Origin of the sequence: Bifidobacterium actinocoloniiforme DSM 22766 (assembly GCF_001263395.1) — a bacterium.
Classification (GTDB): domain Bacteria; phylum Actinomycetota; class Actinomycetes; order Actinomycetales; family Bifidobacteriaceae; genus Bombiscardovia; species Bombiscardovia actinocoloniiformis.
Map to the genome: position 1 here is coordinate 135,692 of NZ_CP011786.1, position 24,800 is coordinate 160,491.

Consider the following 24,800-nt stretch of genomic DNA (forward strand, 5'->3'; position numbering starts at 1 on the left):
AACGCTGTGCCTGGCGCACGCGACCCTGGGTCCTGTGAGGGGCTCTGGCGCGGCTGGCGGAACGCCGTGGAGCCCTAGGGCAGCATGAACCGTCGCTCCCGCACAGGTGGGGGCACTAATAGGAATCTAAGTGGAAATGGCTAATAGAGCAACACAAGACAATGAATTAAAGAGCGAGAAGGGGTCGAGGACCCGCTCCCGCTCCGGCGCCAAGTCAGGTGCCGGCAGGAAGTCCGGCGGCCGCGGCCAGGCCGGTTCCCGCTCCAACCCGCGCAGGGGCGGCTCCCGTTCCGGCGGCCGCAGGGACGCCAAGCCCCAGGAACCAGCGTTGATCGCGCCTCCCAAGTATCGCAAGGGCTCCATGCGCATCACGCCTTTGGGCGGCCTGGGCGAAATCGGCCGCAACATGAACGTCATCGAATACAACGGGCACATCCTGCTCATCGACTGCGGCGTGCTTTTCCCCGAGGAGGAGCAGCCCGGCGTGGACCTGATCCTGCCTGACTTCTCCTACATCAAGGACAAGCTGGACCAGATCGACGCCCTGGTCCTCACCCACGGTCATGAGGACCACATCGGCGGTGTGCCTTACCTGCTGAACCTGCGTCCTGACATCCCCTTGATCGGCTCCAAGCTGACCCTGGCCTTCGTGGACGCCAAGTGCGAGGAGCACCACCAGCACCCCACCGAGGTTGAGGTCAAGGGCCGGGACAAGCTCAAGGTGGGCCCCTTCAACCTGGAATTCGTGGCCGTCACCCACTCCATCCCGGACGCGCTCGCCGTCTCCGTGCGTACCCCGGCCGGCCATATCGTCGACACCGGTGATATGAAGATCGACCCCTTGCCTTTGGACCACCGACTGACCGACTTGCGCGAGTTCGCACGCCTGGGCGAGTCCGGCGTGGACCTGCTGATGGTCGATTCGACCAACGCGGAGGTCCCCGGCTTCGTCAAGCCCGAGATCTCGATCGCCCCGGCCTTGGACAAGGCCTTCGACGAGGCTCAGCGCAAGATCATCGTCGCCTCCTTCTCCTCCCACGTCCACCGCGTCCAGCAGGTGGTGGACGCCGCCCATAAGCACGGGCGCAAGGTGGTCTTCGCCGGCCGCTCGATGGTGCGCAACATGGGGATCGCCTCCGACCTGGGCTACCTGCACCTGCCCGAGGACACGGTCGTGGACCTGAAGGAAGCCCATAAGATTCCCGACGACAAGATCGTCTACATGTGCACCGGCTCCCAGGGGGAGCCCATGGCCGCGCTGGGCCGCATCGCTGACGGCACCCACCGCGACATCCATATCAACGAGTTCGACACGGTCATCATGGCCTCCTCACTGATTCCTGGTAACGAGCATGGCGTCTACAAGGTGATCAACAAGCTGATCCGCAAGGGCGCCCGCGTGGTCAACCGCGACAACGCCGCCATCCACGTCTCAGGGCATTCGGACGAGGGCGAGCTCCTGCACTTCTACAACATCGTGCAGCCCAAGTGCGCCATGCCCATCCACGGCGAGAACCGCCACCTGGTGGCCAACGGCCTGATTGCGGTCAAGACCGGTGTGGACCCGCAGAACGTGGTCCTGGCCGAGGACGGCGACGTGGTCGACCTCTACCACGGGAAAGCCGCCGTTGTGGGCTCCGTGCCTTGCGGCTACGTGTATGTGGACGGCGACTCGGTCGGCGAGCTGACCGACGATGAGCTTGAGCAGCGCCGCATCCTAGGCACCGAGGGCTTCGTCTCCGCTTTCGCAGTGGTCGACTCCGAGACCAACGAGGTGGTCTCCGGACCGAAGGTCTACCTGAACGCCGTGGCCGAGGACGAGCGCGAGTTCCGCGCTATCGAGGACCAGATCGTGGCCCAGTTGGAGGATGCGATGTCCTCCGGCACCCACGACACCTACAAGCTCCAGCAGCTGATGCGCCGCACCCTGGGCGGTTGGATCTCCCGCAAGCTCCATCGCCGCCCGGTCATCGTGCCGGTCGTTGCTGATATCGCCATCGACGTGCAGGAGAGCGGCAGGTAGCCAGTCAGTTACGCTGGCGGTTGTGGCGTTCATGGAGTTGACCTCGCTAAAGGTGCGGGTAAGCCCCCGTCTCGGATTCGTCCGGGCGGGGGTTTATGCGCATCTGGAGGGGTCGCGGGTCAGATTCCGCGCCCGAAGAAGCGGGGGAGGACTCGTATCCAGCACTTGGCTGAGCGGCGCATCCATCTGGCGGCGCGACGGGGCGTCCCACAAAGTCGCTGGGGCTGGCGGATGAGCCAGTCGGCCAGTCGCTTGCGCAAGCCTGTCAGTCTCTCAGGCAAGCCAACAGGCGGTAACCCTGTCACGAGCGCGCCGGAGCCGTCGAATGAGAAGCCGCTGAGCCAGTGGCCGAGCAAGTCGTGTCCCTGCCCGCCCCAGACCACTTGGGCGCTCCGATCATCCCGGCCGGACAGTAGGTGGTTCAGGGGGCCGGTCAGACGATCGTTGGACAGCCGGTAGTCCACCAGACTGCCGATCGCACGGGCTTTGGCGGCCGCCTGCCGCTCCTGCCGGGTGAGCACCCTCCAAGGATCGACCGCGCAGAAGACCCGGGCCTGCAGTCCCTGGCGGATGGCTAGCAGAAGGGCCAGTCCTCCGCCCAGGCTGTGTCCGGTCAGGACCGGCTCCGTCTCAGGGTGTCCTAACCTCTGTGCCTGCCTACGGGCCTGCCTAAGCAAGATGCCTGCTTCCTCGGTCTGGGCAAAATGATTTCCCGTGCGCAGTATGAAAGTGCCGGGCATGGCCCACAGGTCATGACGGGCATCGTCGTTGATGTTCGTGCCGGCGAATACCACCGTCACGTGGGTGCCGTCCGCCTGCCCGCGTCCGTTATCAGGCGCCGCCACGAGCCCCTCGAATCCGTTGCTTGGGCTGAAGAGCGAATCCAGCACCCAGTACGAGCCCAGCCGCTCGTCATGGAAGTCATGCCACCCGACCAAGGTGCGTTCGTCTCCGCGTCCCACCCCATACGAGTACTGGCACAACAGGTTCAGTTGGTACAGATTGAATCCGCCTGGATTCTCCGCCCGCTCCCAACCCATGGCCAATCCCCAATCGTTTCCTCGGACCGGCAGGGTCCGCGCCTTACCACATCAAACCATGTCGACGCCCCCTCTATTCCGGGCTCACGTTCACTGGGGGAAGGCACGTCTGGGCCCTGGTTAGTGGAGGCTGCCTGGTGCTTTGTACGCCGGGCCGTCGCTGCTGCTGGCGGCGAAAGCGGTCAGTGCGGTCAGTTGGGCCTCGGCTTGGGCGATCTGCTCGGTGACCCGAGCTGGGGCGGTGCCGCCTTGACCTTGGCGCGCCTGTACGGAACCTTGGGTGGAGAGGACCTGGCGTACCTGCGGGGCGAGTGGTGCCGGCAGGAAGTCCTTGAACGCCCGTTGGAAGTCCTCGTCGCTTAAGTCCCACAGTTCCACGCCGCGTTGTTCCGCGACCTGCACGCAGGCTCCCGACAGTTCGTGGGCATGGCGGAAGGGGACGCCTTGCTTGACCAGCCACTCGGCGATGTCGGTAGCCAGGGCGAATCCTGTCGGGGCCTCGGCCTCCAGGCGCTCATGGTCGAAGGTCAGGGTCCTCACCATGCCGGTGAAGGCGGGCAGGACGGTCAGCAGCGTATCCACCTGGTCGAAGACGGCTTCCTTGTCTTCCTGCAAATCGCGGGCGTAAGCGGTTGGCAGCCCTTTAAGCGTGGTCAGCAACCCGGTCAGGTCGCCGATGAGTCTGCCGGATTTGCCTCGGGCGAGCTCGGCTATGTCGGGGTTCTTCTTTTGCGGCATGATCGATGAGCCGGTGGAGTAGGCGTCGTCTAGGCGCACGAAGGCGAACTCCTGGGTGTTCCAGATGATGATTTCCTCGCTCAACCGGCTCAGGTCCACACCAATCATGGCCGCTATGAAGGCGAATTCAGCGACCACGTCTCGGCTGGCTGTGCCGTCGATCGAGTTCTCGGTCACGTGGGAGAACCCCAGCTCCTTGGCCACGGCCGCAGGGTCCAATCCCAAGGTGTTGCCGGCTAACGCGCCTGAACCATACGGGCTGGCATCCGCCCGATGGTCCCAGTCGCGCAAGCGTTCCAGGTCGCGTAGGAGGGGCCATGCGTGAGCTATGAGTTGATGCGCCAACAATATCGGCTGGGCATGTTGCATGTGCGTGCGGCCTGGCATCACTGTGTCTCCGGCGGCCTTGGCCTGATCGATCAGGGTCCGGCAGAGGCTCACGAGCTCGCTGGCCAAGGCCCTTGACTGCCGGCGCAGCCACATGCGAATGAGCGCCGCGATCTGATCATTGCGTGAGCGGCCGGCGCGCAGTTTGCCGCCCAGTTCGTCGCCGGCTATATCAATCAGCCCGCGCTCCAAGGCGGTCGCTTCGTCCTCATCCGCTTCGTCCGGGATGAACGCGCCGGAATCAACCCGCGCCTGCAGCAGGTCAAGAGCGGATTCCATGCTCTCCAGTTCCTGCTGGCTGAGCAGGCCGACCCGTCCCAGCGCGCGGGCGTGTGCATGGGAGCCTGCGATATCGTCGTCGGCCAGCCTCCAGTCGAACTGAGTCGATTTGGACAGAACCGCCAGCTCGGGGGAGGGGCCGGACTTGAACCTTCCGCCCCAGAGGGCCAAACGACCCTCGATTCCATCCTGAGTGGCCGTACCTGGCCGCGTGCCAGTGCCTTCGCTGGTGCCGCCGTGCGTATCCGGTCCCTGCCCCATCACCGCTCCTCGCCCTTGCTCCTGCTTACTGCTTCCGCTGCTTCCGCTGCGTTCTGATCGCTCCAGTGGGCGCTCACTGCACCGTTTCGTCCGGCTCTTCGATGCCATTGCCGAAGCGGATGTCGCGCGCGGCGGCCACCCGCGAAGGCAAGCCGTACAGGTCGATGAACCCGTTGGAGGAGGACTGGTCGAAGGTGTCGCCGGAATCGTAGGTAGCCAGCTTGTAATCATAGAGGGAGGAATCCGACCGGCGCCCGGTCACCACTGCCGTCCCAGCACGCATAATCATGCGAATCTGCCCGGATACATACTGCTGGGTGTCCTCGATGAAGGCATTGAGCGATTTGACCGCCGGCGAGAACCATTGCGCGTCGTAGACCAGCTCGGCCCAGCGCTTGTCGATGTCGCGCTTGATTCGGTGCTGCTCGCGCTCCAGGCAGCAGTTCTCCAGTTCTTGGTGGGCGGTAATCAGCGCCACTGCGCCGGGGCATTCGTAGAGCTCGCGGGACTTGATGCCCACCAGCCGGTCCTCAATCAGATCGATGCGGCCGATGCCCTGGGCTCCGGCCCGCTGGTTCATCTCCGTGATTGCTTGCAGCGGCGTTACCTTGTGCCCGTCGATCTTGACCGGTACGCCCTGCTCGAAGTCGATGACCACTTCGTCCGGCTCGTGGGGGACGGACGGGTCGGCGGTGTAGGTGTAGCACTCCTCGGTCGGGCCGTTCCAAGGGTCCTCCAGGAAGCCGGTCTCGATGGCGCGTCCCCATACGTTCTGGTCGATTGAGTAAGGGCTCTCCTCGGTTTGGGTGATGGGCAGCTGGTGGTCGTTGGCGAAGGCGATTTCCACGTCGCGCGTCAGCGAGAGGTCGCGGATGGGGCTGATGGCCTTGAGTTGCGGGTCCATGGATTGTATGGAGACCTCGAATCGCACTTGGTCGTTGCCCTTGCCAGTGCAGCCATGGCAGATCGTGTCCGCGCCGAACTGATGGGCGGCCCTCACCAGGTGCTTGGAAATCAGCGGCCGCGAGATGGCGGAGACCAGCGGGTAGACCCCCTCGTACATGGCGTTCGCTTTGAGCGCGAGCATGCAGTATTGGTCAGCGAATTCCCCGCGCGCGTCCACGACGTAAGCCTCGACCGCGCCGCAGGCCAGGGCGCGCGCCTTGATGGTCTTCAACCCCTCGCCGCCCTGGCCTACATCCAGGGAGACGGCGACGACGTCCTTGCCGGTGCGCTCCTTCAGGTAGGGGATGGCTACCGAGGTGTCCAATCCGCCCGAATACGCCAAGACGATTCTATTGTTACCGCTCATCGCAACCCTTTCCTCAAGGCTTTCCTCAGAAGATATAAATGATTATACATTAGATTGCATAAAATTACACAATTGGTGGATTGGTTCGCTTCCACGGGTTCAAGCCAGAAGGGAGGGGTCGCCCCGCTTCTGGCCAATCAGCCAGGTCAGGAGGGCTTTTTGGGCGTGCAGGCGGTTCTCCGACTCCTGCCAGACCGCCGAGCGTGGCCCGTCAATCACGGAAGCGGCGACTTCCTTGCCCCGGTAGGCGGGCAGGCAGTGCCGGAAGAGGGCGTCGTCCTTGGCGGCGGCCATCAGTTCGTCGTTCACCTGGTAGTCCAGGAAAGGCTTGGACCGCGCGGCGTACCCGTCCTCTTCCCCCATCGAGACCCAGGTGCCGGTAAAGAAGCAGTCGGCTCCCGTGGCCGCATCGAAACTGATTCTCCTCTGCCCAACTGGGAGCCGGCCTGGTCGATCACCAGCGGGTAGCCGCCCATCTCGGCCACGCCGATCAAAAAGCTGGAGCGGGTCCGCGTGCTGGGCTTGTCGAAGAGGATGGCCACCGCCTGGGGGCCTGCGAACGGCGTGCGATAGTGCCGGTCCCGCCAGAAACGCATGCTCAATTCCAGGACTTGCCGTTGCTCGGCCTGGCTCAGGTCGTCGTCACGTAGGAAGTGCCGTAGTGTTCCGCTCATGTTCGCTCCTCGCTGGTGGGGGTGACTTGGCCCCTGCCTGGTATCGTCGTAGCGCTTGTCGTTGGGCGTTCCCTTTTCCGCCATCAGCCGTCGGGCGGTGCCGGTGGCAGGGCCGTGAGGATGCTGGGCCCTGGTCCATCTCCGCCTGGGCGGCCGCACCGGCTCGACGGGCGGGCGCTAAACGTCGTTGCGTTGACGGTCGGGCCGTCTTTCGGGCGCCACTTCATCGCCGCACGGGCGGGGGCGGGAGTCGGCTGCACAACGGCCAAGAGGCCGCAGCGGTACGGTCCATCGCAAGCGCCCGTTCACTGGTGCTCCAATCTTTCTTATATACTATTGCGCTGCAGTGTATAACTATAAATATGGCGTGTCGTTATGCATCATTGCCTGCTCTTGCGTTCCGGCCCACCGTTTCGCTGTAATTGCTGCCGCACGACAGGACCGCCCTTTCTCCGTTGGCCTGTTAGTCAGCCGGGAGAGGGCGGTCCTGATTCGTTGAATCAAACCACGCTCGCTCGTAGCGGGTGAGTCGACCTACTTGAAGCGCATGAGGTTGGAAAGCATTTCGGGGTCTTGATGGCTCAGGCCTCCTAGTGGGCGGGCCTGGTCCATAGTGGCGATTTGGGACATTTCGGCCTCGCTGAGCTGGAAGTCGAAGATGTTGATGTTTTCGCGCAGGCGGGACTCATGGGTGCTCTTGGCCACCATAGGGATGCCGCGCTGAAGGAGCCAGCGGAGCATGACCTGGGCCACCGTCTTGCCGTGGGTGGCCGCGATGGATTTGAGGATCGGGCTGTCGAAAGCCGCCTTGTTGCCCTGGGCCAGAGGCGCCCAAGCCTGGATGAGCGTGCCGTGCTCGGCCGCAAGCTTGGCCATGTCCTTCTGCTGGTTGAGCGGGTTGGTCTCGCGCTGGTCCACGGCGTTCAGGTGGACGGGTGTGGGGTTGTCTTGGAAGGTGCCGCTGTTGGCGGTCATGCCCAGCTGCCCGTTCTGGTTGGATCCCCAGCTCCAGGCGTGCCCTGATCCATCGATGGCCAGGCTGTGGCTGCCGCCCGCGCTGACGTGCGTGAAGCTTACATTAGCTGGGGTCTTAACTTTTATTGGTACTGAGGAGGCCATTACAGGACGGTCCCCGCCCAGCAACGCTACTTCGTTGCTTCTCCACGCCTAAGTGTTCCCGCCATCTCCAATAGCGACTGCGTGGGTGCTTTCGGCGCTTATTTGTTTGAACTTCATGCTGCTCTGAAAGGGCGGTTTGACAGCGACTTCATTCCCGCCCGCAATCGGGCCTTCGGTGGGTGAGAGGGAGAAACCTTGGCTGACGTCGTCTGCGTGAGCAGGCCGAGGGCTCGCTAGAGTCGCGGCTCCTCCCACCAGGACGGCTAAGGAGATGAGAGCTATGATGACACTCATGAAGCGAGCGCATAACCCCTCCAACCGGGTACCGGATATACCCAACTATCCTCAAACCCGCGAATAAGTATCAAAAAATGCAACTTAGCTTGACTTATCCCGAGTCCCGAACCGTCAGTTTAGCAAAGCGATTTTTCTGGTTGCTCAACGTAGTGTCGCTGCTCCAAACGCCAGCAAAACCGGTGAGGACCTGAAGGAACAGGGCGCCACGCGCTTATAAGGCGGGCCTGTACGCCTAGAGCGAGTGGGGTCGCGGAAGGCTGAGGATTTGCGCATGGCTGCGGTTAAAGTGGTAAAAGGTGCCTTTGCGGCGCGGGACTGGCCGATTGGGCCGGGCTGGGCGCGGGTGAGTGGGCATGACGTGGAAAGCACAGCAGAAAAGGACGCAGGAATGCCAGGAGCAAATCTGACCCGAGTGGAAGCGCAAGAGCGCGCGAGCATCGTTTCCAACCCTAAATACGCAGTCAGCCTGGATCTGACCCAGGGGCCCAAGAGCTTTATTTCAGAAGCGGTCATCAGCTTCGACGCCGCCAAGCGCGGGGCCTCTACGTTTTTGGACCTGATCGGCTCCCGGGTCGATTCGGTGGAGCTCAACGGGGTGGCTTTGGACCCGGCCGAAGTCTGGAAGGACAGCCGCATTGAGCTCAAGGGTTTGAAGGCCCACAACGAGGCGAGGGTGAAAGCCCTGTGCGATTACTCCCATACCGGCGAGGGCCTCCACCGGTCCGTGGACCCCTCCGACGGGCGCGTCTACCTCTACAGCCAGTTCGAGGTGCCGGACGCCCGCCGCATGTACGCGGTCTTCGATCAGCCCGACCTTAAGGCCACCTTCGACTTCTCGGTCGTCGCCCCGCAGTCCTGGATCGTCTTGGGGAACATGCCCGCCTCCTCCTGCGAGCCAGTGGACCAGCAGACCCAGCCGGGCACCTTGGAAAAGGCGCCAGCAGAGGGCTGCAAGCGCTGGGTGTTCGAGACCACGCCCAAGATGAGCTCTTACTTAACCGCTATCTGCGCCGGACCCTACGCCAAGTGGACCACCGAGTTCGCCAACGAGGATGGGCGCACGGTGCCTATGGGGCTCTACTGCCGCCAGGCCTTGCGGCCCGCGCTCGAAAAAGACGTGGACTACCTCTTCGATGTCACCCAGAAGGGCTTCGCCTTCTACGCCAAGACCTGGGGCGTGCCCTACCCCTACGCCAAGTACGACCAGATCTTCGTGCCCGAGTACAACGCCGGCGCTATGGAGAACATCGGGCTGGTGACCTTCCGCGACCAGTACATCTTCGAGTCCAAGGCCACCGGCGCGAAAATCAACCGGCGCGTGGAGACCGTCCTGCACGAGCTGGCGCACATGTGGTTCGGCGACCTGGTGACGATGAAGTGGTGGAACGACCTGTGGCTCAACGAGTCCTTCGCCGAGTTCATGTCCACCCTGTGCACCGCCGAGGCGACCGAATGGTCCGACGACTGGGCCACCTTCTGCTCGGGCGAAAAGTCCTGGGCCTTGACCGAGGACCAGCTGCCCACGACCCACCCGATCGTGGCGCCGATCAATGACCTGCACGACACCGAGGTGAACTTCGACGGCATCACCTACGCCAAGGGCGCTTCCGTCTTGAAGCAGCTGGTGGCCTACGTGGGCAGGGAGCGCTTCTTCGAGGGCATCCACAACTACTTGGACAAGCACGCCTATGGCAATGCCACCCTGGCCGACCTGCTGGCCGAGCTGGAAGCCACCTCCGGGCGCGACCTCAAGGCTTGGTCCGCCAAGTGGCTGCAGGAGTCCGGGATTAACACGCTGACGACGAAGCTGGCCTGCGACGAGTCAGGCGTCATCACTTCCTTCGCCATTGAGCAGAGCGCGCCCGAAGAGCATCCGGTCCTGCGCCCCCACCGCCTTGCCGTCGGCTTCTACAGCATGGGCGAGGACGGTCAGGTGATGAGAACCGACCGTTTCGAGGTGGATATCGACGGCGCTTCCACGCCTATCGCCGAGCTGGTAGGCAAGCGCCGGCCCGATTTCATCTTGGTCAACGATGACGACCTGACTTACGCCAAGCTGCGCTTGGACGCGGATTCGCTGGCGTTCGCGCGGGACCACCTGGGCGCCTTCAACGATTCGCTGGCCCGAGCCATCGTTTTGCTCGGATTCTGGGACATGACCCGCGACGGGCAATACCCGGCCGAGGATTTCATCGACGTGGTCTTGCGGACGTTGGCCACCGAGCGCCAGTCCACCACCTTCCGCTACGCCCTGGCGCAGCTGTCGACCACGGCCCACTCGTATGTGGCGGACAAGACCCGGCCCGAGGTGCTGGAACATGTGGCGCAAGGCCTATGGAAGCTGGCCATGGCGGCTGAGCCCGGTTCCGACGAGCAGTTGCAACTGGTCCAGGCCTACCTGGGTTACGGCGATGACGAAGACTTCGGCGACCACGCCCGCGCCTTACTTGCTGGCGAGAGCGAGCTGAAAGGCTTGGAAGTGGACAACAACATGCGCTGGGCCGTGATTCACGCTATGGCCGCCCAGAACATGGCTTCCGAGGCGGACATCCAGGCTGAGCTCGACAGGCGCGACTCCACGGAGAACCGAGAGTTCGCCATGGGCGCCCGCGCGGCCCGGCCTTCCAAGGCGGCCAAAGCATGGGCCTGGGATCAAGCCTTGCACAACGCCGACCTGACCAACGCCCAGATCGAGGCGGTGGCGGACGGCTTCTCCGGCTCCGGGGACGAGGATCTGTTCGCGCCCTATGTGGACAAGTTCTTTAAGGTAGTCGACTGGGTCTGGTCCCACAAGACCTTCCATATCGCCGAAACCTTGCTCAACCCGCTCTCCGCGGGCGGCCTCTACCCCTACAAGGCGGACCCGGCCGCCCTGGTGCGCGCTGGCGAGCACTGGCTGGCCGACCACACGGACGCCCCCAAGGCGCTGCGAGGCATGATAATCCAGAACGTGGAAGCCTCCCGCCGAGTTTTGCGCGTACGCGCCTACAACCAACACTTGTCCAAGCGCGCCCGCTGACCCGCTGATCGACAAAGGCCCCCAAAGCCTCACGCGCCGTGCTTGGCGGGTGAAGGCTTCGGGGGCCTTTACGGGCTTGCGGGCTTGGGGCTGGCGGGCGGGCTAAGCTGGTCGGGTATGCTTTTCGCGGGCCTGGGGGCCCGTCCGCGCGTGAGACAAGAGGAGTACAATGCCGAGGCTGTTTGGAACTGATGGGGTACGAGGACTGGCGAACCGGGATTTGACCGCTCAGTTGGCCCTGAACATGGGCGACGCGGCGGTGCGCGTGCTGGGCGCTGGCGGTGAGCGCTCCGGCGGGCGACGACGGGCCCTGATCGGGCGGGACACCCGAGTCTCCGGTGACTTCTTGGCTTCCGCCCTGGCAGCAGGCATGTCGGCCGGCGGGTTCGACGTGATCGATGTGGGCATCATCCCCACCCCTGGCATCGCCTACCTGACCTCGGTGCTCAACGTGGAGATGGGTGCGGTCATCTCCGCCTCCCACAACCCCATGCCCGATAACGGCATCAAGTTCTTCGCCCGGGGCGGTTTCAAGCTGCCCGACGCGAAAGAGGACGAGATCGAGGCGGTGCTGGGCCAGGACTGGAAGCGGCCCACCGGCGAGGGCGTGGGTCGCGTCTCCCACGACACGGTGACCGCCACGAACATGTACATCGACCACCTGGTGGAATCAGTGGCCCCGATCGGTCCCGACAAGACCCAGCCCAAGCCCCTGGACGGGCTGCGGTTGGTGGCTGACTGCGCCAACGGCGCCACTTCGGTCGTGGCGCCGGAGGCTCTGCGCCGGGCCGGAGCGGACGTGGTCGTGATTAACGCCTCGCCCGACGGGTACAACATCAACAAGCACGCGGGCTCCACCCATCCAGAGCAGCTGCAGACCATGGTCAGGGCCTCGGACGCCGCTATGGGTGTGGCTTTCGATGGTGACGCCGACCGCTGCCTGGCGGTGGATGAAGACGGCAACATGGTGAACGGCGACCAGATAATGGGCATCCTGGCCCGGGCCAAGCAGTGTGACGGCAAGTTGGCCAACGACACCTTGGTCGTCACCGTGATGAGCAACCTGGGACTCAAGCTGGCCCTGAAAGACATGGGCATCGCCACCGTGCAGACCGGGGTGGGCGACCGCTACGTGCTGGAGGAGATGCTGCGCGGCGGCTACACCCTGGGCGGCGAGCAGTCCGGCCATGTGATCAATCGCGAGTTCGCCACGACCGGCGACGGCACGCTCACGGCGCTGACCTTGGCCAGGGAAGTGGTCCGCTCGGGCAAGAGCTTGAAGGAGCTGGCCGCCGACTTCCCCCAGCTGCCCCAGCAGCTGATCAACGTGCCGGGTGTGGACAAGGCCGCCGCTCCCACCAATGCCAAGGTCCAGGCCGCTGTGGCGCGTGAGGAGGCCGCCCTGGGCGACACCGGCCGCGTGCTCCTGCGGCCCTCGGGCACCGAACCTCTGGTGCGCGTGATGGTGGAGGCCGCCAGTCAGGAGCAGGCGGACGGGGTCTGCCGCCGGCTGGCGCAAGTGGTGACCGACGAACTGTCCCTGTAAGGGGCGACAATAGGCCTTTAAAGCCCTTTTCCGGCCTGTGGCCCGCGCCCCGCGCGCTGGACGCTACTACTTTGACGTTGGCGGGTCGCCGTCGGCGCGAATCGTGGAGGAAGCATGTTTACCAGGAACGCGAATGTGGACGCCGAACTCAACCGCGAGGTGGAGCGGATGCTGGCCCAGGCGGGTGAGGACCTGATTGTGCCGATCGTGCAGTTGGGCGAGCCGGTCCTGCGCCAGGAGGCTGTCGAATACCGTGGTCAGCTCAAGCGCAAGACCCTGCTAAAGCTGATTGAATCCATGCGCCGAACCATGCTTGACGCGCCGGGGGTGGGTCTGGCCGCTCCCCAGATTGGGTTGGGCCTGGCTTTCGCGGTGATCGAAGACCACCAGCGCGACAGTGAGGACGACCCGCGTGAGATCGCCGAACTGCCCTTCCGTGCGATCATCAACCCGCATTATGAGCCGATCGGCGATAAGAAAGCGTCCTTCTACGAGGGCTGCTTGTCCTTCTCCGGCTATCAGGCGGTGCGCGAACGCTGGCTGGACGTGCAAGCCAGCTGGGAGGACGAGACCGGCAAGCGTCACGAGGAGCGTCTGCACGGCTGGCCCGCCCGCATCTTCCAGCACGAGACCGACCACCTACGCGGCGAGGTGTACATCGACCAGGCCCAGACCCGGTCCCTGTCCAGCGACGATAATTTGGGCGAATACTGGGCTTACGATCCAGTCCCCACCCAAGCCGCCAAGGAGCTCGGCTTCGAGCTGTAACGGAGCGCGCCGGCCCGCATCAGTGGTCCAGCGCACCGGCCTGTGAATGCCCCCCCCCCACCCGCTCAGAGACGGAGGGTGATGCCCTCGGTCAGCTGCGGCCCATCCCCGGTGAGGGGCGCCACTTGCCAGTGCAGGAGCCGGGCGGACAGGGCCAGGCCGGCTCGGGCCGCTGTCGGCAGGATGCGCTCGCCGTCCACCTCCGGGTCCAGCCAGTCGTCCGCCAGGTTACGGTCGATCAGGACCGGCATCCGGTCGTGGACCTCGGCTGCGCCGCCCTGGGCCTGGGTGGTCAGGATGGTCCCAGTCAGGAGCCAGGCTGAACGCTCATCCGCCCGCCACCAGGAGTAGAGCCCGCCAATCAGCAACGGTTCCCCGTCCGGGAAGCTGAAGTAATGGGGGTCGTGGGAGGCGCTCCACTCGTAGTAGCCTGAGGCTGGTATCAACGCCCGATGGCTGCGCGCGGCCTGCGCGTAGGTGGGCTTGTCCAGCGCTGACTCCACGCGGGCGTTGTGGGTGGGGTAGGCCAGCTTAGGGGACGCGGCCCAAGGCGGCAGTAAGTTCCACAGAGCCGCGTTCAGGTGGCGTTCGCCGCGCATGTCTTGAGCGATCAGCGCGATCCGCTGCCCCGGTGAGATGTTCCAGGAGGCAGGGGGAAGGCTTGGGCCAGGGGTCGCTGAAAAGTCCCGTTCCAAAGCTTGGTAGTCCACATTAGCCGCGAATCGTCCGCACACGAACCTTATTCTATCGGCCCGCGTGCGCTCTGGCCGGGCCTGGGCCTCGCTGGCGCAGGAGCACTAGAATGGGCCTTGTACACAAGCAAGCCTAGATAGGATGAAGGTGCTCATATGGATGAGAAGACACTGGTTGGCAAGCTGACCGATGCGCAGACCGTGAACGATGTGATCGAGATCGCCAACGAGGCCGGTAAGCAGCTCGACATCGAGCACGCCGATGCGCTCTTCGGCCGGATCAACCAGACCAAGAACGAGGTGGCCGAGCTCTCCGGTGACACGATCGAGAAGATCGTCAAGGAGGTCTTCGGCATCTGAGCCGGACGCTCAGGGCCATCCGCAAGCCCGCCCCGCTGGCGACGCCAGCGGGGCGGGCTTCATGCATTCCTGAGGGTTAAGCCCTTTTCACGCGCTGCGTTCGTTTGGGCGGGAAGTCTGGTGTTTGCCGGCCGGTCAGCGAGCCGAGGTTTGTTCTTGACCGGCGCACTCCACCCGGGTGCGGGCTGGGTCGATGCAGGCCGGGTCCAGGGTCAGCTGGCCCACTGAGTCAGCGCTGATGACGCCGCCCGAGGGGTTGAGGATGCTGTCTATCCGGCCATCCACTTGAGCATGGACGGTGGAGTATTCGAACGCCAGTGTGGTGTTCAGAAGCTTGCAGCGCCGCAGGGTCAGGTTTTCTATGTAGCACAGGCCTTGCAGGCTTTCGATCGTGCAGTTTTCGAAGGTTAGGTTGCGTGAGTTCCAACCCAGGTATTCACCATAGATATAGGAGTCCTTGACCGTCACGTCGTGGGTGTTCCAGAAGGCGTCCTTGGAGAGCAGCCGGGAGTGCTCGATTGTGATGTCGCAGCCCCCGTCGAAGGCGTAGTTGCCGGACAGGTTGAAGTCGCTGGCGTGTATGCCGTTGCTGTCCTTGCCGAAGTAGTCGCCCTGGGCGGTCACGCCCTCCAGGTCGATGTCCGAGCATGTCCATAGGGTCTCGTCCGCGTTGGGCATGGACACGTGCCGCAGTCGGATGCCGCTGGAGCGGCGGAAGGTTTTGGGGGCCTCGATTGTCGAATCGCGGATGGTGATGTCGTGGGTGTACCAGATGCCGGAGCGGGCCATCTCGAACAGGGTGCAATCCTGCATGCGCACGTGCTCGCTGTACCACAGAGGGTACTTCCACTGGAAAAGCGCGCCCGTGAGGTTGATATCGCTCGCATGCTTGAGAGGGGATTCACCGTCGGCGAAGGTCGTATCCACGAAGTCGTGATCATGGGCGCGGAAGGCGGCGCGCTCTCCGGTCAAGCGTTCTTGGCGGGTGGACGGCCGTTGGTGGCTGGGGTCGCCTGTCTCATGCTGGTTTCTTGCTTCCAAGATGCCTTCGTCCTTTCCTGATCTTGTCTCTTCAAGATGTTGCCGCGTTTTAACCCCTCAAGGAAATTCATATCAGATGTCTATTGTTCGCACGTGCGTATGCCTATCGCTTATGATTCTAGGGGTTTGTCGGGTGGTGTTTGAGATTCGCTCCTGGATGATGACCTGGAAGAAGCGCAGGGGGGAAGGAGGCTGGGCGGGTGAACGAGTAGATTCAATGGGCGGTGGATGGCAATGTGCGCCATCCACCGGCCACATGTGCTGCCACCTGCCGCCCAGGACACTGGCTATCGGTCCTCCTGACGGGGGGCCAGTGCGTTTGTTTTCTTGCTGGTTCACCCACCGCCTCCTTCGTTGACCCCCGGGGCTTCCTCGGCTGGCGGGCTCAGACTTGCGAGACCCGTAGGAGGGACTTGATTGTAGTCCGCTGGTCCATGTCCCGGTAAGCTTGGGCCACGTGGTCCAGGTCATATTCGGCGGTGAACACGCGGCCGGGGTTTATGCTTCCGGCCAGCACCGCATCAAGCAGGACCTTCTGGTCCCAGGTGCGGACCGAGGCGGGTCCTCCGCGTAGGCCGGTGTTGTGGTAGAAGGTTTCCTCGGCGTCCACATGCTCGTCATGAGGAACGCCCACCCTTCCGACCACGGCACCGTTGCGGGCTATGGCCAGGGCAGTGGCGGTGGATTGCCTTGAGCCGACGCATTCAAGTACCGCGTCCGCGCCCCAACCGTCGGTCAATTCTCTGACTTTGTCCACGGCTTCCCGCCCGCGTTCGCTCACGATGTCATCAGCGCCGAACTCGCGGGCCATATCCTGGCGTTCCTTGTGGCCGGATAGGGCGATGATGCGATTGGCTCCGCGCAACTTGGCGGCGATGACCCCGCACAGGCCCACGGCACCGTCGCCGACCACGGCTACTGTGTCTCCCGGTTTGACCTCCGCCATAGCCGCCGCATGGTAACCGGTGCCCATCACGTCGGAGAGGGTCAACAGGTTGTCCAGCATCTGATCGGAGAAGCCGCGCGCACGCTCACGGCCGCCTGGGACCATTACAACCGTGCCGTCAGCCAGGGGCACTCGCATGTATTCGGCCTGTGCACCCAAGCCAGGCTCGCCGGCGTCAAAGAACCCACCGTTCGGGCAAGTGGCTTCGAAACCGGCCTTGCAAACGGGGCAGACCCCGCAGGAGTAGGCGAAGGGGACGATGATGAAATCTCCGGGCCGCACGGACGAGACGCGCGAACCCACCTGGTCCACGACGCCGATCGCCTCGTGGCCGACGCTGCTGCCTGCCGGGCGGGGGCTGGTGCCCCGGTACCACCACAGGTCGGACCCGCACACGCAGGCGCGCACCACACGCATGACGAGCTCATCGGGATTGGTGGGGCTGGGCTTGACTGCCTCTTGGCATTCAATCTGGCGGGTGCCTTGGAAAATCGCTGCTTTCATCGTTTCGCTCCTTAGCTTAGGAATCAAAGGTTCTCGCGGGGGTCCGTCGGGCCTCGGGGCCGCATGGGCAGATTGGGCCTGTTCCCGGCGCCGCCTCCACTGCGGCTGGCATGGTCCTCGACGTCCGCTGCCGCGCGTCGCCGCTGGGGCCAACGGTTGGTTGGCTGGTTCAGACGGTGGTGAAGCTGAAGTTCACGCTGACCGTGCCGGGTCTGAGTGTCTGCGCAAGGCTTTCGGGCTGCTCCACCCATCCCAGTCTGGTGTAGGCGTAGGAGGTGCGGAAGGTCTTGAAGAATAGGGTCAGGCAGTCCGAACCGTAGAGCATCAGGTCCCCGGCTCGGATTTCGCCGACCGCCTGGGGCTCGCTGGGGATGGGCCGGTCGAAGAAGTGGTATTTTTCGGTGCCGTTGAGCTCGTTCATTCGCAGGGTGGTCGGCATCCGTCGGGTGAACTCCTGGGCCGCGCAGCCGCTTGCAAGCCGCGCCTGGAAGACGGTGCCGTCGATGGTGATGTTGATGGGGGCCTCCTTCTGATCCGCTTGGTCCTGATCGTTGGCTTGCAGCCTGGTAGGCACGGCGCCGGGGGAGCTCGGGACCGAACCCGTGGCTGCTTGGTGGATGAGGGGATCGGCCCGCTTGCGTAGCAAGCTGAACCGGACATGGCGAGCAGGGCCCGTCAGGCAAGCCGCCAGGGCGCTTTTGCGTATGCGTGTCCGTCGCGTCATGGCTGTCCCCTCTCTGATTATCTGCAATTGCTTGTCAGCCTAGAAGTGCCGAGGGTATATATCAAATGTTTATAAGTAATGAGATTTCATGCTTATTGAGCATGGGTTGTAGGGTTGGCTTGGAACATGCGGTCGACTAGTCGCTGGATATAAAACGAGGTGGGATATGAACTTACGGGTCCTGCGCTACTTCCTGGCCATAGTGGAAGAGCGGAGCATCACCGGCGCCGCCGAATACCTGGGCATTTCCCAGCCTTCACTCTCCCGGCAAATCAAGGATTTGGAATGCTCGCTGGGTCACAAGCTCTTCGACCGGGGCAGCCGCACGATCACGCTCACCCCAGCCGGTGAGCTTCTGCGCGATCGCGCGCGAGAGATCGTGCTCTTGGCCGATCGCGCCGAGAGCGAGCTGACCTCCATGGACCAACCGGTCGGAGGGTCCATTTACATCGGCGCCGGCGAGTCCCAGGGTTTCAAGGTCCTGGCCAAAGCGGCGCGCGGTCTGCGTGAGCGTTTCCCCCAGACCCGTTTCCACATCTACAGCGGCAACAGGGATGCGGTCACCGACCAGCTGGAGTCGGGGCTCCTGGATTTCGCCCTCGTATTCGAGCCGATAGGCATCACCCACTACTCCTACCTCAACCTGCCTGGAGCCGACCAGTGGGGCCTGCTGATGCCTCGGGACTGCGAGCTGGCCAGCCATGATGGCGTCACGGCCGAGGATTTGAAAGCCTTGCCGTTGATCGTCTCCCGTCAAGTCCATTTCGATCGCGAGTTCAGCGGCTGGGGGAGCCTGATCGAGGAGGACCTGGACATCGTGGGCACCTACAACCTGCTCTACAACGCTTCCTTATTCGTCGCCCAAGGCTGCGGCTACGCCCTGGGCCTGGACGGGATCATCAACGTCACCGGCGAGAGCAACCTGGCCTTCCGCCCGCTCAAGCCCCGGCTGACCTCCCGCATGAACCTGGTATGGAAGGCCGACCGCCGCTTCACCCCCGCCGCCCGCGCCTACCTGGATTTTCTGCAAGGAAGTCTGGCCTTGTAGGCCCTCGGCTATTTTTAAAAAGGAGAAGGGTCTCACATGGCCGTAAAGCAGTGAGAGACCCAATGCGATTATGCCTTGACTTGGCCTAGAGTCTGTTTTTCATCCATTCCAATACTAGTTGTATGGCTTTGTCGCTGCGGAAGCCATATGAGGCATGACTGGCCTGATCCAGCTTGTAGAAGGTCACGTCTTTGCCCAAGGCCCGCATGGCGACACGGAGCTATTCTCCCCGAATCCGCACCCAATGTGCCGGCTTGGGCGCGGATGAATCTTATAGCGGTTTTCGCGTCTTGCGTCTGCGCGGCGAAGGGGGTCTCCTCGCTGGGGCGATATTCTGGCACTGCCACCATGTAGCCTTTTTCGCATAGCCGGGTGTGCAGGCCGTTGAAGCTAAGCGGATCAGGCTTGTGGAAAGCCGCACCCCGTAAGAAGACTATTACCGGCCAACCGCTTACCGGCTTGTTATCGGGCCTGTTCGGGTCATGATGGATATTCGGCCTTGGATGTCGCTCCCTTCAATGGGCATAGTAGAATCCCTTTTGAACTATAACGAAAATATGCGTTCATGCATTTAATCTGCAGCAGCATGACTATTAAGCCAGTCGTATGCATACAAATGGTGAAACCCTTTGCGGATTGGCTATTTGTCTCACGCAGCGCATCGCCTGTTCAACAAAATTCGGAGATTCTATATTAATAAAAATAATACATAATATCGTAGTGCTGAACAGCGGATATTCCGGATTTTGTTAAAACCAAACAAGGTTAAAAGTTTTTATGGACCGGATATTGAACCACTCAGCAATAATGCCCTGATAACGCAGATGGCGCATGCGGATATTAGGCGTTGCCACAATCTGTCGAGTCAAAGTTCTTTGTTCAACGGATGCCAGGCGGATTCGAACCGGGACCCCAGCTTAAAGAGCGCACTACCCTTACTGTTGAGACGGAACGGCAGCAATGCCTCACATGCACACTTTCATGACTTAGGAGTCCATTCTGTTTGCCATTAAGTGTTTAAGCTGCAGCACGGAGCTACCTCATGACAATCGGGAAGCCATGCGTGAGGAAGAGTCCAAACGCCAGCGCAACCACCGCCAACACGATCGGTGTCAGAATTGCCACAGCGGACGCGGCGTCCTTGCTCTTCCTGGCGAAGCCTATCTCAGCCAAGGCGATCATGACGAGCGCCAGGATGATTTTGACGACCAACAGCACATCGACATGGGGCCAACTGCGCGCAAGCATGAGCACCCCGCTCAGGATGATGAGGATATAGCACACGCGGGCGATCATCGCCCATCCCCTGGTCATTTTCGCCGGCCCCAGCAATCCCGCCGCCACCGAGACAACCAAAACCACACCACCGAACAAATGCATCCAGACCCAGACCATATCTACCTCCCCATAGCGCCCGCCGCCACAACACCTTCCCTCAAAATACACCAATCCGCGTCCTCCTTGGAATGTCGCGGCGGACGCAACTACGCTTCGGCCGGGACTCCGTCATCTTCCCGCCAGCCAACCATCGTCCATCGCGCAACCTCATCCGTCGCAACCTCATCACCACAGCCGTCGGCACGGGGCAGGGAAGCATCGGCCCATGAGCGCAAATCAGAACGTTTCAGGCATGATCCTGGAAAACGCCTCTGGCTACATTGACGGCATTGATGACCCTCGGGAATCCCACATACGGCACCGTCTGAAGGATGGCCTGAACGATCTCCGCCTGCGTCAGCCCCACATGCAGGGCGGCCGCGATATGGACCTTCAACTGTGGTTCGGCGCCGCCTTGGGTCACGAGACTACCCAAGGTGACGAGCTCACGTTGCTTGGCATCCAGCCCGTCGCTCGCATACACATCACCGAACGCGAATTCGACGATCCACCGCCCCAGCTCGGGCGCTATGTCTTGCAACGAATCGACGACGGCCTGGCCTCCTTCCCCATCGATCGTTTCTAATATCCTCGAACCGCGTTCGAATCGTGACTCCGTCATGTTCATTCCTTCACCTTGATGTTCATGGTCGTTCACAGAGTAAAGTATGAACCAGGGTTCAGGGCAAACGGGGAGCGGTCATGAGAATCAGCGAAGTAGCGGGTAAGGTGAATCTGCCCATATCCACACTGCGCTACTACGAGCGCCGGGGGATTGTGCAACCAGAGCGATCCTTGGAAGGATACCGGGATTATACTGAGAGCGACCTTGCCTGGATCGCTTTCGTGCAACGTCTCCTGGAGGTAGGCATGCCCCTGGTCCAGGTGGAGGAATATTCCCGCTTGCGCAAGCAGGGCGACTCAACCATCCCGCGACGTCTGGAGATGCTCTATTCCCAACGTGAACGGCTTCAGTCGAAAATGCGGGAACTCCAGGAGCAAATGGGCTTCATCGACCGGAAGATCGACACCTACCAGCGGATGATGTGACATCGCGGCGCACTACGGCCGAACATGCATCACGGCTCGGTGCGCATCGGACCGGCTGCCTCGCCGCGGCCGTGACTTACAAGGCCGAACAGACCCGTCCTGGGAGATTCTCTCGTGCCCTATATCGAAGTGATTATGGCTGTACTGCCAAACCATCAAGGCTTGAAAGTATTCCACGTTAATGCTGATCAAAGAACAATGTGAAAGGAGAACGCAATATGTTGACTGCTAAAGATGTAGCAAATGTAGATTGGGATTAGGCTCAAAGGTTCTCTGGCGAAGAAGGTCAATGCATGCTCGACGGCATACTGATGCGGGCTTCCGGAGCTGAAACCCCGAGAATGCGAAGCAAATATTATTTGGCCAGGGTCGCCCCCGTTTGGGTGACGGTCCGCGAGAAGAGACAGTAAGAGACAGTATCGGCGATCTTGAAAATGCCCAAGTCAGTGAGAGGTCCCGTGGATGTCCAGTACAAGAAGAAAGGGTATGCTCACCGCTCTGAATACTTGCGCGATTTGATTTTCGTTGATCTTACAAGTACTGCCCAGCATGCATAGTGGGGCGGCTGCCCCAAGCCCTGTCGAGCTGGACAGCTCGACCATCAATGCCTCCGGCGGCTGCCGCGTGGCATGAGCTTTGCTCATGCCACTTGCCTTGCGATGAGCAAAGCTCGATGACGAATCTGAATGCGAGTATTACAAAATTAGATGGTAACTATATTTTAGTTTTTACATAGTTGCCGGCTAAACCAAGTTTTGTTTCTTACTTTTACTAAGTTATTCTGCAGTGCTTCTTCTTGGTGGATATCCATAGTAGGGATAATGGTTATAGGGTATGTCGTGCCCAGTTGCTAGCTGGAACCATGAGTACCTGTGACCTAGTGTGTTAATACTGTTTTTCAGATTGTAAGGCATATGTGGCCACCCCGAACTGAGTTGCATATCTGAAGGCTGTATAGAATTCCCTATAGCTGCTGTAAAAGCAGAGCAATTGTTCATGCTTGCCGAAGCCATGGGCTTCGACGGGGCGACTTGCTTTGATCGGAGGATGCTCCTATACTGCGATAACTGAGACCGGTTACAGTCTTAGTGGGCCACGGAGGCGCGCTTCCGTTGGCCGATTGTGCAGTGCATGCAAAGAAGCAGAAAGGAGAACGATGGCTGACATCCATAATCCCATCGTCCTGCAAAGGGCTGACCCGTATGTCATAAGGTTTGATGGCATCTACTATTTCACTGGTTCCTACCCGAGCTTCGACAGGATCGCCCTGCGGAAGGCGGATCGGCTGGACGACTTACAAACGGCAGAGGAGACCGTGATCTGGCGCAAGCATGAGACCGGTCCCATGAGCCACTTAATCTGGGCGCCCGAACTGCACCGGATTGACGACAAGTGGTACATCTACTTCGGCGCCGCCCCCAACGACGGCCAATCCGACGACACCTTCAACCACCGCATCTTCTGCCTGGAGAACGAGGCTGAGGACCCCACCACTGGCAACTGGATCGAGCGCGGCAAGGTCGATACCGGCATGGACACTTTCAGTCTGGATGCCACCAGCTTCGAGTTCGACGGCAGCCAGTATCTGGTCTGGGGCCAGCAGGACCTTCGAATCGATGGGCATTCCAACCTCTATATAGCCCGCATGGCCAACCCCTGGACCCTGGCCACCGAGCCGGTCATGCTCGCCAAGCCGGAATTCGATTGGGAGTGCATACGCTTCAAGGTCTGCGAGGGACCTGCGGTCATCATGCACGCAGGTCGTATTTACATCACCTACTCGGCATCCGGCACTGGTCCTGAGTACGCGATGGGGATGCTGACCGCCAGCCTGGACTCCAATCTGCTGGATGCCTCTTCCTGGAGCAAGTCGCCTCAGCCTGTGTTCACGACAAACGCAGAGGCGCACATGTACGGCCCTGGTCATAACTCCTTCACTAAGGCGGAGGACGGAGTGGCCGATGTGATGGTCTACCACGTGCGCAATTACACCAAGATCGAGGGCGATCCCTTGAATGAGCCCAACCGCCACGCCTGTGCCAAGACCATCTCCTGGAGCGAGTCTGGCCCGGTTTTCGGCAAGCCTGAGGCCATGACCCGTTGGGTGCCGACCGGTCGGGATGTGCTGCCTCCCGACGGCTCCCACTGAGAGCGGCACTGACGGCATCGTAAGGCCGCGACTTGCGGCGAGCTGGCGGCGGCCAGTCAAATACCAACGACGGAAGGCGACACACACCATCATGAAATCCTTACGCAAACCAATCTTCTGGAACTTCGGGCTCCTTTATTTCTTCTACTTCGCCACCTGGCAGCTTTCAGCCACGTTCCTGCCCATGTGGTTGCAGGACACAGCCGGCATGAACGCCACCCACATCGGCATGCTCAACACAATCGCCGCAGTGGGCGCACTGATCCTGCAGCCCATCTTCGGCCCCTTGCAGGATAAGCTGGCCCTGCGCAAGAACCTCTTCTACTTCGTGGTCATATGCATCCTCTTCCTGGGCCCTCTGTTCAACTGGGTCTTCCTGCCGCTGATTCATACCAACGAAATCGTCGGCGCGGTCGCGGCCGGAGCCTATCTGAGCCTGTGCCTGAACGGCGGCGTGGGTATTATCGAAGCCTACAATGAACGCTCCTCGCGAGCCTATGGCTTCGAGTACGGCCACGCCCGCCTCTTCGGCTCCCTGGCCGGCGCCTGCGCCTCCTTCGTAGGGGGTTACATGTACTCAGCCAATCCCTCCTCGATTTTCTGGGGCATGACCTTCTGCGGCGCTGTGCTGATTGTGCTGATCAGCCTGGTGCGCGTGCCCAAGGATGCTATGGAGCGCGCTGAGGGCGTGGACGCTGAGGGCGGCGAGGAGGACCTGGCGATCAGCAAGGACGACTTCGCCCGGAACACGTGGGCTAACCGCAGCTTCTGGGGCCTGGTCCTGCTGATCATCGGTTCGGCCACCATGTATGACGTCTTCGATCAGCAGTTCGCCAACTACTTCTCCAAGATGTTCGTGGAGTCCAACATGGGAACTCTGGCCCAGGGCGAGGCTTTGTTCGCCAAGGTCGTCTCTGTGCAGATCCTGCTTGAGGCCTTCTTCATGCTCTTCATGCCGGCCTTGATTAACAAGATCGGCGCCAAGACCGGTCTGATCATCTACGGCACGATCCTGTTCGTGCGCGTGTTGGGTTGCGCCTTCATCCCGAACGTGCCGATGCTGATCTTCTGGCGTCTGCTGGCCTCGTTGGAGATGCCCTTCATGCTGGTTTCGGTCATGAAGTACATCACGCGCGTCTTCGATAAGAAGATGTCCGCCACGGTATACATGTACGGTTTCGGCACCGCCAAGCAAATCGGCGTCTCCATCTTCTCAATCGCCATGGGAGCCATGATCACCGGCATGGGATTCAAGCACGCTTACCTGGCGCTGGCCATAGTGATCGCGGTCTTGATTATCCTGGGCTCCTCGCTGATGCGTTCGGACAGCAAGGTCATTCGTTCCACCGCCGCCAAGGGGTCGGTCGCCGACTGACCGTAAGCCGGTTGTACTATGGGGAAGGTCCTACGCTTCGCTCTGGCGCGGCGTGGGACCTTCGTCCGTTG

At 61.7% G+C, this 24,800-nt stretch carries 20 protein-coding genes and 1 pseudogene; 9 read left to right on the top strand and 12 right to left on the bottom strand.

The window, feature by feature from the left end; translation table 11 throughout:
* The first annotated feature begins 136 nt into the window (after positions 1-136).
* Positions 137-2,023 (top strand): ribonuclease J, encoded by a 1,887-nt coding sequence (locus tag AB656_RS00480; protein WP_033503905.1) that lies wholly within the window; start codon positions 137-139, stop codon positions 2,021-2,023.
* A gap of 119 nt (positions 2,024-2,142) precedes the next feature.
* Here the strand turns inward: AB656_RS00480 and AB656_RS00485 are convergent, their stop codons facing one another.
* From AB656_RS00485 to AB656_RS00505, 5 genes and pseudogenes are all read right to left on the bottom strand, one after another.
* On the bottom strand, positions 2,143-3,063 hold the full coding sequence (locus tag AB656_RS00485; protein WP_051905196.1) for a Tle-like phospholipase domain-containing protein: 921 nt from the start codon (positions 3,061-3,063) through the stop codon (positions 2,143-2,145).
* Positions 3,064-3,183: 120 nt separating this feature from the next.
* A complete protein-coding gene (gene argH, locus AB656_RS00490; RefSeq protein WP_081924804.1) occupies positions 3,184-4,728 on the bottom strand; it encodes an argininosuccinate lyase in 1,545 nt (514 codons plus the stop codon).
* Positions 4,729-4,801: 73 nt separating this feature from the next.
* A complete protein-coding gene (locus tag AB656_RS00495; protein WP_033503901.1) occupies positions 4,802-6,040 on the bottom strand; it encodes an argininosuccinate synthase in 1,239 nt (412 codons plus the stop codon).
* A gap of 99 nt (positions 6,041-6,139) precedes the next feature.
* Positions 6,140-6,714: pseudogene (locus AB656_RS07540) on the bottom strand (Rossmann-fold NAD(P)-binding domain-containing protein).
* A 534-nt stretch (positions 6,715-7,248) separates the two neighbouring features.
* Entirely contained in the window at positions 7,249-7,833 is a 585-nt protein-coding gene (locus tag AB656_RS00505; RefSeq protein WP_051905198.1) for an aldo/keto reductase, read from the bottom strand.
* Positions 7,834-8,518: 685 nt separating this feature from the next.
* On the opposite strand from AB656_RS00505, the gene pepN reads away from it, so the two are divergent.
* From pepN to AB656_RS00520, 3 genes are all read left to right on the top strand, one after another.
* Positions 8,519-11,149, top strand: a complete 2,631-nt coding sequence (gene pepN, locus AB656_RS00510) for an aminopeptidase N (protein WP_033503900.1) — start codon at positions 8,519-8,521, stop codon at positions 11,147-11,149.
* 169 nt (positions 11,150-11,318) lie between these two features.
* Entirely contained in the window at positions 11,319-12,695 is a 1,377-nt protein-coding gene (gene glmM, locus AB656_RS00515; protein WP_033503899.1) for a phosphoglucosamine mutase, read from the top strand.
* A 114-nt stretch (positions 12,696-12,809) separates the two neighbouring features.
* Positions 12,810-13,463: a peptide deformylase gene (locus AB656_RS00520; RefSeq protein WP_033503898.1), complete on the top strand. Its 654-nt coding sequence runs from the start codon at positions 12,810-12,812 to the stop codon at positions 13,461-13,463.
* 65 nt (positions 13,464-13,528) lie between these two features.
* Here the strand turns inward: AB656_RS00520 and AB656_RS00525 are convergent, their stop codons facing one another.
* The gene (locus AB656_RS00525; protein ID WP_033503897.1) at positions 13,529-14,197 is read right to left on the bottom strand and encodes an SOS response-associated peptidase; all 669 of its coding nucleotides are present in this window, start codon (positions 14,195-14,197) and stop codon (positions 13,529-13,531) included.
* Between the two features lie 114 nt (positions 14,198-14,311).
* Here AB656_RS00525 and AB656_RS00530 point away from each other — a divergent pair, with 114 nt between their 5' ends.
* The gene (locus tag AB656_RS00530; protein WP_033503896.1) at positions 14,312-14,515 is read left to right on the top strand and encodes a hypothetical protein; all 204 of its coding nucleotides are present in this window, start codon (positions 14,312-14,314) and stop codon (positions 14,513-14,515) included.
* Positions 14,516-14,650: 135 nt separating this feature from the next.
* Here the strand turns inward: AB656_RS00530 and AB656_RS00535 are convergent, their stop codons facing one another.
* The 3 genes from AB656_RS00535 to AB656_RS07755 form a co-directional block, all read right to left on the bottom strand.
* Entirely contained in the window at positions 14,651-15,556 is a 906-nt protein-coding gene (locus tag AB656_RS00535) for a DUF3737 family protein (RefSeq protein WP_051905199.1), read from the bottom strand.
* 385 nt (positions 15,557-15,941) lie between these two features.
* A complete protein-coding gene (locus AB656_RS00540; RefSeq protein WP_033503895.1) occupies positions 15,942-17,006 on the bottom strand; it encodes a zinc-binding dehydrogenase in 1,065 nt (354 codons plus the stop codon).
* Positions 17,007-17,175: 169 nt separating this feature from the next.
* The gene (locus AB656_RS07755) at positions 17,176-17,730 is read right to left on the bottom strand and encodes a cyclophilin-like fold protein (RefSeq protein ID WP_144418893.1); all 555 of its coding nucleotides are present in this window, start codon (positions 17,728-17,730) and stop codon (positions 17,176-17,178) included.
* 166 nt (positions 17,731-17,896) lie between these two features.
* Between AB656_RS07755 and AB656_RS00550 the strand changes: the two genes are divergently transcribed.
* Positions 17,897-18,778 (top strand): LysR family transcriptional regulator, encoded by an 882-nt coding sequence (locus tag AB656_RS00550; RefSeq protein ID WP_033503894.1) that lies wholly within the window; start codon positions 17,897-17,899, stop codon positions 18,776-18,778.
* A gap of 68 nt (positions 18,779-18,846) precedes the next feature.
* Here AB656_RS00550 and AB656_RS08150 read toward each other — a convergent pair whose 3' ends face one another.
* The 3 genes from AB656_RS08150 to AB656_RS07545 form a co-directional block, all read right to left on the bottom strand.
* The gene (locus tag AB656_RS08150) at positions 18,847-19,269 is read right to left on the bottom strand and encodes an alpha/beta hydrolase (protein WP_330218336.1); all 423 of its coding nucleotides are present in this window, start codon (positions 19,267-19,269) and stop codon (positions 18,847-18,849) included.
* Positions 19,270-19,813: 544 nt separating this feature from the next.
* Positions 19,814-20,173 carry a DUF1516 family protein gene (locus tag AB656_RS00555; RefSeq protein ID WP_033503933.1) on the bottom strand — a complete coding sequence of 120 codons (360 nt, stop codon included), beginning with the start codon at positions 20,171-20,173 and terminating at the stop codon, positions 19,814-19,816.
* A gap of 229 nt (positions 20,174-20,402) precedes the next feature.
* A complete protein-coding gene (locus tag AB656_RS07545; RefSeq protein ID WP_081924805.1) occupies positions 20,403-20,777 on the bottom strand; it encodes a carboxymuconolactone decarboxylase family protein in 375 nt (124 codons plus the stop codon).
* Positions 20,778-20,857: 80 nt separating this feature from the next.
* Here AB656_RS07545 and AB656_RS00565 point away from each other — a divergent pair, with 80 nt between their 5' ends.
* The 3 genes from AB656_RS00565 (at position 20,858) to AB656_RS00580 (ending at position 24,729) form a co-directional block, all read left to right on the top strand.
* Positions 20,858-21,205: a MerR family transcriptional regulator gene (locus AB656_RS00565; RefSeq protein ID WP_033503891.1), complete on the top strand. Its 348-nt coding sequence runs from the start codon at positions 20,858-20,860 to the stop codon at positions 21,203-21,205.
* Positions 21,206-22,361: 1,156 nt separating this feature from the next.
* Positions 22,362-23,354, top strand: coding sequence for a glycoside hydrolase family 43 protein (locus tag AB656_RS00575; RefSeq protein ID WP_033503889.1), 993 nt, complete (start codon positions 22,362-22,364; stop codon positions 23,352-23,354).
* Positions 23,355-23,445: 91 nt separating this feature from the next.
* Entirely contained in the window at positions 23,446-24,729 is a 1,284-nt protein-coding gene (locus AB656_RS00580; protein ID WP_033503888.1) for an oligosaccharide MFS transporter, read from the top strand.
* The last annotated feature ends 71 nt before the right edge of the window (positions 24,730-24,800 follow it).

Excerpts from the sequence above, each read along its gene's own strand:
- AB656_RS00480 (WP_033503905.1), top strand. The coding sequence starts at position 137 with ATGGCTAATAGAGCAACACAAGACAATGAATTAAAGAGCGAGAAGGGG.
- AB656_RS00485 (WP_051905196.1), bottom strand. The coding sequence starts at position 3,063 with ATGGGTTGGGAGCGGGCGGAGAATCCAGGCGGATTCAATCTGTACCAA.
- argH (WP_081924804.1), bottom strand. The coding sequence starts at position 4,728 with ATGGGGCAGGGACCGGATACGCACGGCGGCACCAGCGAAGGCACTGGC.
- AB656_RS00495 (WP_033503901.1), bottom strand. The coding sequence starts at position 6,040 with ATGAGCGGTAACAATAGAATCGTCTTGGCGTATTCGGGCGGATTGGAC.
- AB656_RS00505 (WP_051905198.1), bottom strand. The coding sequence starts at position 7,833 with ATGGCCTCCTCAGTACCAATAAAAGTTAAGACCCCAGCTAATGTAAGC.
- pepN (WP_033503900.1), top strand. The coding sequence starts at position 8,519 with ATGCCAGGAGCAAATCTGACCCGAGTGGAAGCGCAAGAGCGCGCGAGC.
- glmM (WP_033503899.1), top strand. The coding sequence starts at position 11,319 with ATGCCGAGGCTGTTTGGAACTGATGGGGTACGAGGACTGGCGAACCGG.
- AB656_RS00520 (WP_033503898.1), top strand. The coding sequence starts at position 12,810 with ATGTTTACCAGGAACGCGAATGTGGACGCCGAACTCAACCGCGAGGTG.
- AB656_RS00530 (WP_033503896.1), top strand. The coding sequence starts at position 14,312 with ATGGATGAGAAGACACTGGTTGGCAAGCTGACCGATGCGCAGACCGTG.
- AB656_RS00540 (WP_033503895.1), bottom strand. The coding sequence starts at position 17,006 with ATGAAAGCAGCGATTTTCCAAGGCACCCGCCAGATTGAATGCCAAGAG.
- AB656_RS07755 (WP_144418893.1), bottom strand. The coding sequence starts at position 17,730 with ATGACGCGACGGACACGCATACGCAAAAGCGCCCTGGCGGCTTGCCTG.
- AB656_RS00550 (WP_033503894.1), top strand. The coding sequence starts at position 17,897 with ATGAACTTACGGGTCCTGCGCTACTTCCTGGCCATAGTGGAAGAGCGG.
- AB656_RS00555 (WP_033503933.1), bottom strand. The coding sequence starts at position 20,173 with ATGGTCTGGGTCTGGATGCATTTGTTCGGTGGTGTGGTTTTGGTTGTC.
- AB656_RS07545 (WP_081924805.1), bottom strand. The coding sequence starts at position 20,777 with ATGACGGAGTCACGATTCGAACGCGGTTCGAGGATATTAGAAACGATC.
- AB656_RS00565 (WP_033503891.1), top strand. The coding sequence starts at position 20,858 with ATGAGAATCAGCGAAGTAGCGGGTAAGGTGAATCTGCCCATATCCACA.
- AB656_RS00575 (WP_033503889.1), top strand. The coding sequence starts at position 22,362 with ATGGCTGACATCCATAATCCCATCGTCCTGCAAAGGGCTGACCCGTAT.
- AB656_RS00580 (WP_033503888.1), top strand. The coding sequence starts at position 23,446 with ATGAAATCCTTACGCAAACCAATCTTCTGGAACTTCGGGCTCCTTTAT.